Origin of the sequence: Pseudomonas sp. 2822-17 (assembly GCF_002742485.1) — a bacterium.
GTDB lineage: Bacteria > Pseudomonadota > Gammaproteobacteria > Pseudomonadales > Pseudomonadaceae > Aquipseudomonas > Aquipseudomonas cyclaminis.
Window position 1 is genome coordinate 1 of sequence record NZ_LJRZ01000525.1, and the last position, 323, is coordinate 323.

The 323-nt window shown below is 32.8% G+C and carries 1 protein-coding gene; it reads left to right on the forward strand.

Translation table 11 applies throughout. The features are described 5' to 3' along the window. Positions 1 to 59: 59 nt before the first annotated feature. Positions 60 to 323: DUF4176 domain-containing protein (locus tag AOA60_RS22255; protein ID WP_099586255.1), on the forward strand; the 264-nt coding region annotated here is incomplete at its 3' end.

Genomic DNA, 323 nt, shown 5'->3' on the forward strand with positions numbered 1-323 from the left:
GTTGAAAAAATGAGATAGAAAGGCTAATCTAATATTAATCTGATATGGGGGGAATTAAGATGGCTAATGAAATTAATGCAATTAATATATCAAAAACGGATGAATTATTACCAATAGGAACTGTCGTACTAGTTGATTTTGTGGAACAGGCAATTATGATCTATGGTAGAAAACAAAAACAGGCAGACTCTGAAAAACTCTGGGATTATGTGGCATGTCCATATCCGCAAGGGCATATTTCAGAGGAAACAAATGTATTTTTAAACCATGAATCAATTAAGAATGTTGTATTTAAAGGGTTAGAGACTGAAGGAGAAATAGAG